Source organism: Kitasatospora sp. NPDC002965, from assembly GCF_040611255.1.
Taxonomy (GTDB): domain Bacteria; phylum Actinomycetota; class Actinomycetes; order Streptomycetales; family Streptomycetaceae; genus Kitasatospora.
Genome location: NZ_JBEXNT010000094.1, coordinates 23,287 through 35,398, shown reverse-complemented (window position 1 = coordinate 35,398; position 12,112 = coordinate 23,287). Strand labels below are relative to the sequence as shown.

The window sequence follows — 12,112 nt, the reverse complement described above, 5'->3', positions numbered from 1 at the left end:
GCGACCGCGCCGCCGGAAACGGCTGGATCGACTTCCCCCAAGCCGGAACCACCGTCCACAAGGACGGCACCCAGAACCTCGGCACCGTCACCGCCGCGACCGCCGACGTACAGGACGTGAAGACCGGGTCGGTCAAGGGACGGACCCCCGACTCCGGCTGGATCGACTTCCCCGACACCGGCATCGACGTCTACCACGGCCCCAACAAGGACCTCGGCGTCGTCACCGCCGACCGCGCCGACGTCAACGGCGTCAACACCACATGGGTCGGCGACCGCGCCGCCGGAAACGGCTGGATCGACTTCCCCCAAGCCGGAACCACCGTCCACAAGGACGGCACCCAGAACCTCGGCACCGTCACCGCCGACAAGGCCGACCTCAACGGCCTCAACACCACATGGGTCGGCGACCGCGACCACGGCAACGGCTGGATCGACTTCCCCCAGGCCGGCATCAACGTCCGCAAGGACGGCACCCAGGACTGGGGCACCGTCGCCGCGGACAAGGCCGACCTCAACGGTGTCAACACCAAGTGGGTCCAGGGCCGTGACACCTCCGACGGGTGGATCGAGTTCCCCACGTCCGGCGTCCGTGTCTACCGCGACGGTGGACACGACCTCGGCGCCGTCGTCGCCGACAAGGCCGATCTGAACGAGCTGCACGCCGGCGAAGGACACGTGAAGGGCCTGCTCACCGTCGGCGGGGGGATGAAGCTCAGCCACGACGGCGAGCGGCTGTTCGTCACCATGCCGGACCGGATCCTCTTCTTCGGGATCAACGAGTTCAAGAAGTGGGTGACCTTCGATCGGGGACTCGGCGTCACCTTCGGCCGGGGCAACTTCTCGCTGACGAAGGACTACGGCCTGCTGACCCGCGGGTGCGACGTCCAGATCCAGCAGGGGAAGCTGTCCATCTCCACCGGCAACCCGCCCCACGTCCGGGAGCTCTAGGGTCTGCGGTGCGCGTGCCGGTCGCAGTCGCAGTCGCAGCGCTTCGCCGAGGACTGCGACTGCGACCGGCACGCCGCCCCGTCGCGGCCGGTCGGCCGGCGGGGCCCGATCAGCCCTTCGGCTTGTTCAGACGGGACTTGAGCATCAGCGCGCGGGAGAACTGGTCGGCGGCGGTCGTCGTCCGCTTCGGGAAGTTGGCCTTCATCAGCTTGTCGTAGGCGTCCGGCCGGAACTCCGCCGTGAGCAGCCAGCCGCTGCGGACGTAGCTCGTCGGCGCGCTGTTCCCGGTGCCGTCGGTGCCGTCCACACGCCCGGCGTAGTGGCCCGATCCGGTGCTCATCACGTCCACGAAGGTGTTCGCCAGCGGCGCCAACTGCTGGGCGGTGATGCCGTACCGGCCGGACAGGTAGGCACGGTAGAGGCCCGCGCAGTCCAGGCTGCCGTGGTTGTTGTCCTCCTTGTCCCGGGTCTGCGCCGCGTACACCCAGTCGTAGGCGGTCTTCCCGGCGGGATCCCGGTAGCTGCGGGCCTCCGCGAAGAACCAGTCCACGCTGGCCTGCACCAGCCGGTCGTACCGGGCGACCCGCTTCGCGTCGTCGCCCAGCAGCTGGTGGGCGACCGCCAGGTTCTGAAAGGCGTAGTCGAACATCATCTGCTGGTTCCACGGCACCGGCTTGCCGCCCTTGTACGGCGAGTCCGCGGCGAAGTACTGGCGGTCGCCCTTCGAGACGTCCAGCAACCGGCCCAGGATGTGGCGGTCCACGGCGGTGTCGGCCTCCTTGACGAACCGCTTCGCCCGGTCGAGGTAGGTGGCACCGTAACCGTGCGGGTCGTGGTCGGGCACCTTCGTCTGCCAGAGGGCGGGCGTCCGCAGGACGAGCTGCGCGCAGTAGGCCAGGTGGCCGACCGGATCGCCCTGCTCGCCACCGGTACCGACGGGCGCGGCCGACACGTCGTTGGGCCAGGCCGGATCGACCTTGCCGGTCCAGAGCACGTGCTGCCCGACCGGCTTCGCCGCCAGGTCGTTGCGCTCGGAGAGGACGGCATCGCAGAAGACGATCATCCGGTCGAGGACCGCCCGGTCGGCGGACACCTCGTACACCAGGCCCATCGCCTTGGTGTCCTCGCCGCTGTGTCCCTGGGCCCACTGGTTGCGGATGTTGTTCGGGGCGGGAGCGAGCGTCAGGGCGTAGGCGCGGAAGGACTCGATCTCCGCCTTCGTGACCGGACCGTCCAGGCTGCTGAACGTCAGCACCGGGCGCGCGGCACCGGACGGCCGCTCCGCGGCGGACGAGGTCGGCACGGGAGCGAGGGTGAGGATCACGGCACCCGTGGCGACGAGCGTCGTGCACCCGATCACCAGCCTCCGGACGGGGATCCGGACGGGATTTCGCTGGGCCATGGCAGTCTCCTGGGCGGGGCGTCGGGGCTTCGGGCTTCGGGCTTCGGGCTTCGGGGCGGTCCTCCGGGGGGACCGCCGCACGCATCCTGTCGCCCGCCGACCCGGCCGGGCCGCCGATCCGGCCCCACCGGCGGGAGGTCCGCCCGAACGGGCAGCGACGGGGCCTCGTAGGGGTGGGGCCGGTGCGCGGCAGGGCACCGGCGGGCGCCCGCCGCCGGCGTCTGCCCGGCCCGGGCGCGCGCGGGAAGTCGGCCCGTCCGACGTCCCGCGCGGGACGGGCGGGGGCCGGACCGAGGGTCGGGGCCGAGGTCAGGGGCTGGGCGGGCTGTCGGTCTGCCGCAGGGCGAAGACGGCCTCGGTGGTACGGCAGAGGGAGTCCACGGCGCGGCGCAGGGAGCGCCACGAGGCGAGGCCGACGAGGATCCCCACCACCGCCGAGGGCCACCACCAGAGGCCGACGACGGCGAAGGCGGCGCCCCACACCAGGCCCTCGCAGGCCGCGTCGTAGGAGTCGCGGACCGCGCTCAGCGCCTCGCGGGAAGCGTCGGACGCACCGAGGAACAGGCCCGTCCACGCCTCGGCGACGTCCGCGCCGGTCGTCGCCCTGATGCGCTCCTCCGCAGCGCGCAGCCGGTCGCCCGACCAGGTGGGGCCGGTGGGAGCGATCGGGTTCGCCCGGGCCCGGAGCGCGTCGAGCCGGGCGGCGCGCAGTTCGCGGCCGGCCGCGCGGGCCCGGACGGCCTGCCGGGCGATCTCCGCAGGCGGCGCCCACCGGCGTGCCCGACGGCGGGTCAGCCGCTCCCCCAACGGCGTCAGCCACCAGGGCCAGGCCCCCGACGCCAGCGCGCCCACCGCCCCGGCGGCGAAGGGCAGCAGGAACGCGGCGGCCACCGCGGCCACCGCGAGGAGGGCGAGCACCGCCGCGCTGTCGGACGCGAGTCCGCCGTCGAACCGCAGCACACCGGCGACCGCCTCCCGGGCGAGGCCGCGGTCGGCCCAGTGCCGGTGCCCGAGCCGGCCCCCGACGGCGGCGACGACGACCAGGAGGACGGCGGGCAGCAGGCGGCGCAGGAACCACCCGTCGGGGATGCGTTTCTGGAGTTCGAGGAGCAGGCCCATACTCGCCTCAGTCCACTCGGCGCAGCGGTCCGCCGCTCAGCGCGCAGACCCGGGCGTCCGGCGGGGCGTCGTCCGGCAGGTCGACCCGGGCGCAGCGGTCCGTGGGGCAGACCCAGCCGACCGACCGCGGCGTGGGCCCGCCCGGCCAGTCGCCGACCCCCATCGTGGTGCGCAGGCCGATCCCGCCGGGGATTCCGGCGTCCTCGGCGGCCTCGTGGAGGGCCCGGACGGCGTCGCGCCACGCGCCGGTGGCCGGGTCGCCGTCGCGGACGAGGGCGAAGGGCCCGTCCCAGCGGGTCGGGTCGTTCACGAGATCGCGCAACGTCCCGGCGTTGCGGCACAGGTACTCGACGGCGTCCTCGAAGACCCGCCGCTCCTTGCCCCCGGCTCCCACGGGCTCTCCTCCCGGTTCCCGCCGATGCACGGCGTGCAGACGAGACGCCAGGATAGTCTGGTGGGCGTGAGCGAGCTTCACGAACAGGTCGTGGCAAGGCTGTTGGCGGCTCAGAGTGCGCGCGACAACGCGCCGTTGCGGGTTCCCGCGGCGACGGAGGACGCGCTCTCCCTCCTGCGCGAGGCCGCCCCGTCGCCCGGGTCCCCCGTCGATCTCGACAAGGTCCTCGCGGTCTTCTGGACGTACTGGCTCCGGCACGAAGGTCCGGACGATCCGGAAGCCGCCGCCAACGCGCTCGTCCTCGGCGCCACCTTCGGCTTCCTCCGGCCGCGCGTACCCGAGCAGGTGGAGTTTCCGCCGCCGCTCGTGGACGCCTTCGATCCCGCCGACCCGTTCCACGACGCGCGCTTCGCCCATCTCGTCGGCGCGGCCCACGGTGACCTGCTCGAAGCCCCGGACGTCACCGAGTCCGACCGGCTGGCGGCTCTGGAGCGCGCGCTCGCCTGGTCCACGCTGGCCCGTGGCCTGCTTCCGCAGGGACCCGACACGGACATCCAGTTGACCGTGCAGGCCCTCGGGTTCGAGCTGTCGCGCTTCGCCCTGACCGCCGACCCGGACGCCCTGGCCGCCGCCGCGCTGCACGGCCGGGTCGCGAGCGAGGCCCTGTCCTCCGTCGACCCCGGCGACCTGGACGCGGTCGGCACCGACGTGGCCACGCTGGCCCTCGGAACGGTCCTGGATGCGGCGCGGATGCTCGGTGACCCGCCGCTCGCCGAGGTCGACCGCCTGATCGCGGCGGCTCCGGCCGGGACCCTCCCCCCGGAAGCCCTGGAGGCGCTGCGGATCGTCCGCGCGCTCCAGGCGAACTCGACCTCCTGGCCGGGCCAGTTCGAGCTGCGGATCGGACTCGTCCTCGCCGAGGCCGGCATCCAGGAGCACGACGCCGGCCGGATCGCCTGCGCCGTGCGCCGGCTGCGTGCGGCCCTCGCCGCGACCCCGGCCGGCCATCCGACGCACCCCGTGATCACCGCAGCCCTGGAGGAGGCGCTGGAGGCGCTCGCCCGGGAACGCGGTGCCGGAGCCTCCGCCGCCGACACCACCGACCCCGGCGAGGCGAGCGACCCCGACGGGGCGAGCGCCGTCGTCGACCGCCTCAGGACGCTGTACTCGAACCTGGACGTGCCCCCGGACATCGAGCTGGAGGTGCTCGCCCTCGCGACCTCGCTGACCGACATCACGGTCACCGACGAACAGGTCGACCGGTTCCGCACCGCCCTCGCGGCCGTCCCCCCGGGGGAGCCCCGTCGCTACGCGTACGTCGCCGTCCTGGCCTCCCTCGCCGGGACCCGGGCCGCGGAGCTGCGGGCGTCCGACCCGGCGGGCGCCGCCCGGTTGGACGCGGAGGCGCGGGCGCTGGGCACGGAGGCGGTCGCCGCGGCCCCGGCACCGGCCGGTGTGCCACTGGCCGGCCTGTTGGCCGAAGGCCGGTACGACATAGCCCTGCCGCTCGCCGTGGTCACGGCCGCCGCCGGTGACCCGGACGGCGGCTTCGACAGCCCGGAGCTGGCCCGGATGGTCTCCCTGCTGACCCGGTTCGGCAGCCTCCGGCTCGACGTCGACGGACCCCGCGACCTCGACCACGAGATCACCGTCCTCCGCGAGATCCTGGCGGACCTCCCCGAGGACGAGACCCTCCTGCGGGCCCACGTGTCCGCGACCCTCGGCGCCGCCCTGTCGGCACGGACGGCCGCCCCCCACGACCTCGGCACGTTCGACGAGATCGTGGCGCTGCTCCGCTACGCCCGTGCCCACGCCCCCGAGGACGCCGGGGCCACCGACGAACTCCTCGCCAGGGCGCTGACCTTCCTCTCGACCCTCCGTCTCGACCCGGAGGCCGCGCGCGAGGCGGCGGCGGTCCTCGCCGAGGCGGCGGTGGGCCCGGAGGCCCCCTACCCGACCTCCGGTGCCGACCAGGTCTTCCTGTCGGCCCACATCGAGCTCCACAGCGCCCTGCAGAACTACGTGCTCGGCCACGACCCCGGCCAGCTGGCCAGGGCGCGGGAGGCGGCCCTGCGTCTCGGCGAACTCGGCCGGCTCGCCACCGATCCGGACGAGCGGGAGTCCGCGGCGCTCCTCGGGTTCGACGTGATGGGTGACGACTACCTCAACCTGATCGACTCCATCGGCCCGGGCGGCGGGCCCAAGGCCGTCATCACCGACGAGCTGATCGAACGGTGCCGGACGACGTTCGCCGCCTGCCCGCCCGGCCACCCGCGGCGGTTGAGCACCGGGATGACGCTCGTCAACGTCCTCACGCAACGGGCCCTGAAGGTCCGCACCGACGATCCCGAACAGGCTCGGCACCTCACCGACGAGGCCGCCCAGGTCATCGACGCCGTCTTGCCGGAGGCCCCCGAGGGCTGGGTCGACCTGCTGCGGATCCCCCTCAGCCTCGCCGCCGGGACGATACGCCTGCCCCTGCCGGCAGCCGTCGACGCAGACGGACCGGGCCACCCCGGGCCGGAGGACGAGGATCCCGTCGAGGCCGTGGCGCGGCGTGTGTTGGGCAACATGCTCGGCGGCGGTGCCACCCCGCCGCACGCGGGGCTCTTCACCGTTCCTGCCTGGATGCGGGCGCACCACGAGATCGGGACCGCTGCGGGCGCCCTGCGGCAGTCGGGACCGGGTATCGCCACGGCCCTCGCGCACGTCGAGGCGGCCGTCGAGCTGCTGCCGCGCGTCACCGACCGGGGCAGCAGCCAGGAGGCCGCCGAGAACGGACTCGCCTCGTTCGACGGGGACTTGAGGGGGATCACCGAGCTCGTCCTGATGGCAATCACCGTCCGGGACGTCCGCGCCCGGCTGGCGGCGTTCGGCGTCGACGCGGGTGCGAGTGCTGGTGCGAGTGCTGGTGCTGGTGCTGGTGCGGAGGACGGTTCCGCGGGCGGTCCGGGGAGTGGCGGGGAGGCCGGGCCGGGGGCCGCTCCCGGCACAGGCGGCCCGACGCCATCGCCGGGCAGGGCGACGGCCTTCCACCCCTCGGGCATCGGCATCGTCGACGGGCCCGACGTCGAGCGGGCCGTCGAGCTGCTGGAGCGCGGGCGCGGGCTGCTGCTGTCGCGGCGGATCGAGGCGCGCGCCGACCTCGGTGATCTGCGGGCCGCCCACCCGGGGCCGGCGGGCGAGTTCGAGCGGCTCACCGGCCTGCTGGCCGATCTGACCACGACCGGGCCGGAGGCCGGACCGGCGACCCGTCCGGCCGAGGCCGGGCCTCGCCGGGCCCCCGACGTCGTGCCCGAGCGGGCCCGGCTCGACGGGCTCCACGCCTCGCGGGACCTCGACGAGCTGATCGGGCACATCCGTACCCTGCCCGGATTCGACGCCTTCCTCCGGCCGCTCACCGGCGGCCGGTTGCGCGAGCTGGCCGTCGACGGGCCCGTCGTCGTCCTCCTCCAGGGCCCGCACTACCTCCACGCCCTCGTGGTGACCGGCCGGACGATCACCGCGCTGCCCCTCGCACCCCCGACCGACGAGCTCACCGACACGGCCCACCGGCTGCGCGAAGCCGTCGGCGCCATCAGCCTCCGGGGCTCCGCCCGGCCCTCCCCTGCCGACCTCGTCGGCGCCGGGGCCACCACGCGTCGCGCCCTGTCCTGGACCTGGCACAGGATCGTCCGCCCCGTCCTCGCCCATCTGGGGGCCGACGGACCCGTGCCCGACTCCGGGGCGTGGCCCCGGATCTGGTGGATCCCCACCGGGGCCTTCCACGCCCTGCCGCTGCACGCCGCCCAGTGCACCCTGCCCGACTGCGACGAGCACGGCTGCGGCTCCGCACTCGACACCGTCGTCTCCTCCTACGTCCCCGGGTTCCAGACCCTGGCGTACGCCCGCTCCCGGGCCGCCCACCGCGAGGGCGGCGGCCCGGGAGCCGGAGGGACCGCCGCCCTGCTGGTCGCCGCCCCCGAGAACGAGATGCCCGGCGTCGCGGAGGCGGCCCGCTACGCCGCCGGCCTGCTCCGGGCGCCCGCGCCGCTGGTCGGCACCGCGGCGACCCGCGAGGCCGTCCTCGGCGCACTCGGCGGGACCCAGTGGGTGCACTTCGGCTGCCACGCGGCCACCGACCCGGCCGAACCGTCCGGCGCCCGGCTCCACCTGCCCAGCGGCGAGCAGCTCTCCGTCCTGGAGATCTGCCGGGCCCGGCCGCACGCCGCCAGGCTCGCCTTCCTCACGGCGTGCGGCACGGCGCGCACCTCGGAGCGGCTCAGCGACGAAGCCATCCACATCACGAGTGCCTTCCTGCTCGCCGGCTTCCCCGCCGCGGTCGGCACGCTCTGGGAGATCGACAGCGCGCACGCGGACCACGTCACCCGCGACTTCTACCGCCGAGTGACGGCCGACGACACCCCGGGGAGCGCCCTCGCCCTGCACCACACCGTCCGCGAACTCCGCCGCCGGATACCCGACCGCCCCCACATCTGGGCCGCCTACGTCCACGCGGGCGCCTGAGGGCGGGCCGGGCAGTCCCGGTCAGGTGGCCGGGAGGCCGGGGAGGCCGGGGGTGAAGCCGTCGAGGGCGTGCGGGCAGGGGCAGGTGCGGGTGGCGGGGAGGGCCTCCAGGGCGGTGAAGAGGACCGTGCGCAGCCGGTCCACGTTTCGGGCGAAGACCTTCAGCACCTCGGCGTGGGTCACGCCCTCGCCGCTCTCCACGCCCGCGTCCAGGTCGGTGACCAGGTTCAGGGAGGTGTAGCAGAGGGCGAGTTCGCGGGCGAGGACGGCCTCCGGGTGGCCGGTCATGCCGACGACCGACCAGCCGTTCGCGGTGAACCAGCGGGACTCGGCGCGGGTGGAGAAGCGCGGGCCCTCGATCACCACGAGGGTGCCGCCGTCGACCGGTTCCCAGGTGGCGGCCCGGGCCGCCGCCAGGACGGCGCCGCGGCCCGCCGGGCAGTAGGGATCGGCCATCGGCGCGTGCACGACGCCCGGGACGGAGCCGTCGGGGAGCGGGACGCCGTCGTAGAAGGTCTGCTCCCGGCCGGAGGTGCGGTCGACGAACTGGTCGGGCACGAGCAGGGTGCCCGGCCCGTACGCGGGGCGCAGCCCGCCGACCGCGCAGGGGCCGAGCACCTGGCGGACCCCGAGGGAGTGCAGGGCCCAGAGGTTGGCGCGGTAGTTGATCCGGTGCGGCGGGACGGCGTGCCCGCGCCCGTGCCGGGGCAGGAACGCGACCCGCCGGCCGCCCACCTCGCCGACGAACAGCGAGTCGCTGGGCGGCCCGTACGGGGTGTCGACGGTGACTTCGGTGACGTCGTCGAGCAGCGCGTACAGGCCGGAGCCGCCGATCACGCCGAGTTCCGCGCGCGGGGCCGGATCGGGTGCGGGCCGGGTGGTCGTCACGTGGTCACCTCTCGGGGGCGGTCGGGGTTGCACCGGCCACCCTAGGAGGGCGCGACGGACGAGGGGTACCCGGCGGCGGTCCGGCCGCGTCGGGCGGGCCCGGCCGGGTCCGGTGGCGGGCCGCGTCGTCAGCGGGGCGGTCCGCCGGCGGTCAGCTCGGCCACCGCGTAGGGGCGGTGACCGAGCATCGGGACGCGCAGGACGGCGGCGGCGATCCGCTGCGCGCGGCCGATCCGTTCCATCACCGGGTGCTCGGCGACGGCCTTCCAGCCGGGTGCGGCGGCGGCGAGCCCGGCGGCGCCGCGCGCGCCGGAGCGGAACCGGGCCCCGGTGGCGCGGGAGATCGGGTGGAGGCCGCTGCGGGCCACCCAGGGGTGGAAGAAGTCGGCCAGCAGGCCGGTGCCGGGCCCGAGGTGCCGGTGGACGTCGGCCAGGAAGCGGGACACCTCGGTGTCGGTGAGGTACATCAGCACGCCCTCGGCGACCACCAGGGCCGGGCCGTCCTCCCCCACCAGCGCCTCGACCCACTCCGGGTCCGTGACGGAGGCGGCGTGCAGCCGTACGGCGCTGTCGGGCAGGAGCCGTCGCCGCAGTTCGGCCACCTCGGGCACGTCGACCCCGATCCACCGGACGCCCTCGGGTACGGCGTCCGCGAGGCGGGTGTCCCGGGTGCAGAGGCCGATGCCGACCGACACGACCGCGCCGTCGGGGTGGAGCCGGGCGAACCGCCGCACCAGGGCGTCGAAGACGATCGCCCGGTGGATCGCGCCGACGGCGTTGGACCGGTCGGTCAGCACCTCTTCGGCCCGGAACCCGGTCAGTTCGAGCACGGCCGCCGCGAGCGGGTCCCGGAAGTCCGTGCCGGGGAGCAGCCGGTCGGCGTGGGCGCGGCCGTAGAGGGGGGTGAGCAGCGTACTGGCCACGCCCGAGAGGCCGTGCACCGGGAAGTCATCCGACATGAAGGTTAGCCTTACCTAAGTTCGATGTCCGGTCAAGGCTCGACCATCCGCCGGCGAACCGTCAACTCCCCTGGACGTGACGCGAGAAGGACGGACGGGTCGAGGGAGCCGCGGTGGTCGGGCCCTACGCTGAGAGCGACTGGAGCGAAACGAGAGGTGGCCGGTGACCGGGAGCGGTGAGCGGGCGTGACGGCGGGCGCGGAGTTCGGCAGGCTGGTGCCGGTCGCGGACGGGCCGGGCGGGTTGCGGGTCTGGGGAGTGACGGAGCCGCCCCGGTGCGCGCGGGGCGGGGAGCCGGTCGAGGTCAACGTGCTGCTGGAGGCCGGCGAGGAGCCGGGGCAGGTGGATCGGACGCTTCTCGGCGAGGTGGTCGCGGAGGTGGACCGCTTCGTCGGGGCGGCGCTCGGGTTCGTACAGCGGGTGATGGCCTCGGACCCGGGGTCGCTCGGGCTTTCGGCGGAGGAGGCGGGGCACTACCTCGCGGCGCCGGCCGCGGAGCTTCCGCTGGGCGCCCCGCAGGTCGACTTCTTCGTGGACGGGTGGCAGCTGCGGTTCACCGAAGGGAGCCTGCCGGTCTGCGACCCGTACGGCCTGGCCGTGGTGTTCGACGGGCGGCGGCCGGTGCGGGTGGAGGACCTGAGCGACGCCGAACCGGTCGAGGAGTAGGACTTCTCCGGCCGACCGACCGGCCTGTCGCCGCCGTGGTCGCCGCCGTGGCGGCGGGCGGGGCCTAGCGAGGCGAAGCGGCCCGGTCAACAGAGTGCGTCCCAGTCGTGGAGCGCCCGCAGCCCCGCCGCGCGTTCCTCCTGCGTGGCGGAGTCCGGGGCGGGGGTGAGGAGGTAGTCGGCGACGGGGGTGAGCAGGAGCGGGCCGTCGGGCACGGGGGCCAGAAGGGCCTCGTCCCAGTCGTGGCGGATGACCGTACGGCGCAGCAGGGTGCCGTGGCGGGCGGCGGGGCGCAGGGTGGCGGCGGCCTCGGTGCGGCGGCGGCTCTCGGGGGCGAGTTCGGCTTCGAGGGTGGCACGGACCAGGGCCAGCGGGCCGAGCGGGAGGTACGTGGCGGCGAGGTCGAGGAGGGCCGCGGCCTCGGGGGCGAGCCGGTAGGCGGCGACGACGGCGGCGGTCTCGGCGGGTTCGAAGGGTTGCCGGTCGAGGGCCGCGACGTCGAGGACGTCGGCCGGGAGGAAGGGGCGGCGGAGGCCCTCCTCGGCGAGGGCGATGAGGCATTCGACGTGGTCGTCGGCGACCAGGTAGGGGCGGACGGGGACGCCCGCGCCGTCCCCGTCGAGGGCCGCGGTGGTGACGCGGACGCGGTACCACGGGTCGACGAGCGGGTCCTCGGCCGGCCAGAGGACGGTGACGGCGGTGTGGTGGGGGCGGTCGCCGAGCAGCGTGACCTCGATGTGCTCCACCGGGTGGTCGGTGACCAGGCGGACGACGGCCTGCCAGAGGGCGGCCTCGCCGGGGGCGACCAGGTCGAGGACGTCCAGCGGCCTGAGCAGGTCGGCCGGGTAGTAGCCGGCGAGCGGGAGGCCGCGGAGGGCGCGGACGCCGGTGGAGCGCGCGAGGTCGTCGGCGAGGCGGGTGTAGCGGTCGGCGCGGTCGCGGGCCCGGCGGAGTTCGGCGCGGGCGGGCTCGCCCATCCGGACGCCGTCCCCGGCCAGGGCGGAGAGCACCAGGGTGGGCAGCCGGCGGCTGCTGCGGGCGCGGTGGAGCAGTTCGGCCGGCCCGTCGGCCGGGTCGACGTCGAGCAGGTGGTAGAGCAGAGCGGTATTCACGGACGTCCGCCTCCGAAGGTATGGTCGTGGCCCGCGCTGCGGCGACCGACGGCGGGGCCGGAGCACGGGGGTCCCGGCCGTCCGGGCGGAGGCAGGCGCGGGGTGGACCGGCCCGC

Annotated in this window: 9 protein-coding genes; 3 read left to right on the top strand and 6 right to left on the bottom strand. The window is 75.2% G+C overall.

Annotation, left to right across the window (positions count from 1 at the left end):
- Positions 1-950 (top strand): hypothetical protein (locus ABZY91_RS29325; RefSeq protein ID WP_355405899.1); only part of this gene is annotated, 950 nt, incomplete at its 5' end.
- A 109-nt stretch (positions 951-1,059) separates the two neighbouring features.
- Here the strand turns inward: ABZY91_RS29325 and ABZY91_RS29320 are convergent.
- From ABZY91_RS29320 to ABZY91_RS29310, 3 genes are all read right to left on the bottom strand, one after another.
- Entirely contained in the window at positions 1,060-2,352 is a 1,293-nt protein-coding gene (locus tag ABZY91_RS29320; protein WP_355405898.1) for a hypothetical protein, read from the bottom strand.
- 309 nt (positions 2,353-2,661) lie between these two features.
- Positions 2,662-3,471, bottom strand: coding sequence for a hypothetical protein (locus ABZY91_RS29315; RefSeq protein ID WP_355405897.1), 810 nt, complete (start codon positions 3,469-3,471; stop codon positions 2,662-2,664).
- A 7-nt stretch (positions 3,472-3,478) separates the two neighbouring features.
- Entirely contained in the window at positions 3,479-3,865 is a 387-nt protein-coding gene (locus ABZY91_RS29310; RefSeq protein WP_355405896.1) for a hypothetical protein, read from the bottom strand.
- A gap of 66 nt (positions 3,866-3,931) precedes the next feature.
- Here ABZY91_RS29310 and ABZY91_RS29305 point away from each other — a divergent pair, with 66 nt between their 5' ends.
- Complete coding sequence (locus ABZY91_RS29305) at positions 3,932-8,371, top strand: CHAT domain-containing protein (protein ID WP_355405895.1); 4,440 nt, start codon at positions 3,932-3,934, stop codon at positions 8,369-8,371.
- Between the two features lie 21 nt (positions 8,372-8,392).
- On the opposite strand, the gene ABZY91_RS29300 is transcribed toward ABZY91_RS29305, so the two are convergent.
- Positions 8,393-9,259 (bottom strand): S-methyl-5'-thioadenosine phosphorylase, encoded by an 867-nt coding sequence (locus ABZY91_RS29300; protein ID WP_355405894.1) that lies wholly within the window; start codon positions 9,257-9,259, stop codon positions 8,393-8,395.
- Between the two features lie 128 nt (positions 9,260-9,387).
- On the bottom strand, positions 9,388-10,218 hold the full coding sequence (locus ABZY91_RS29295) for a class I SAM-dependent methyltransferase (protein ID WP_355405893.1): 831 nt from the start codon (positions 10,216-10,218) through the stop codon (positions 9,388-9,390).
- A gap of 186 nt (positions 10,219-10,404) precedes the next feature.
- Between ABZY91_RS29295 and ABZY91_RS29290 the strand changes: the two genes are divergently transcribed.
- Positions 10,405-10,884, top strand: a complete 480-nt coding sequence (locus ABZY91_RS29290; protein ID WP_355405892.1) for a hypothetical protein — start codon at positions 10,405-10,407, stop codon at positions 10,882-10,884.
- Between the two features lie 86 nt (positions 10,885-10,970).
- Here the strand turns inward: ABZY91_RS29290 and ABZY91_RS29285 are convergent, their stop codons facing one another.
- On the bottom strand, positions 10,971-11,996 hold the full coding sequence (locus ABZY91_RS29285) for a hypothetical protein (protein ID WP_355405891.1): 1,026 nt from the start codon (positions 11,994-11,996) through the stop codon (positions 10,971-10,973).
- Positions 11,997-12,112: the final 116 nt, after the last annotated feature.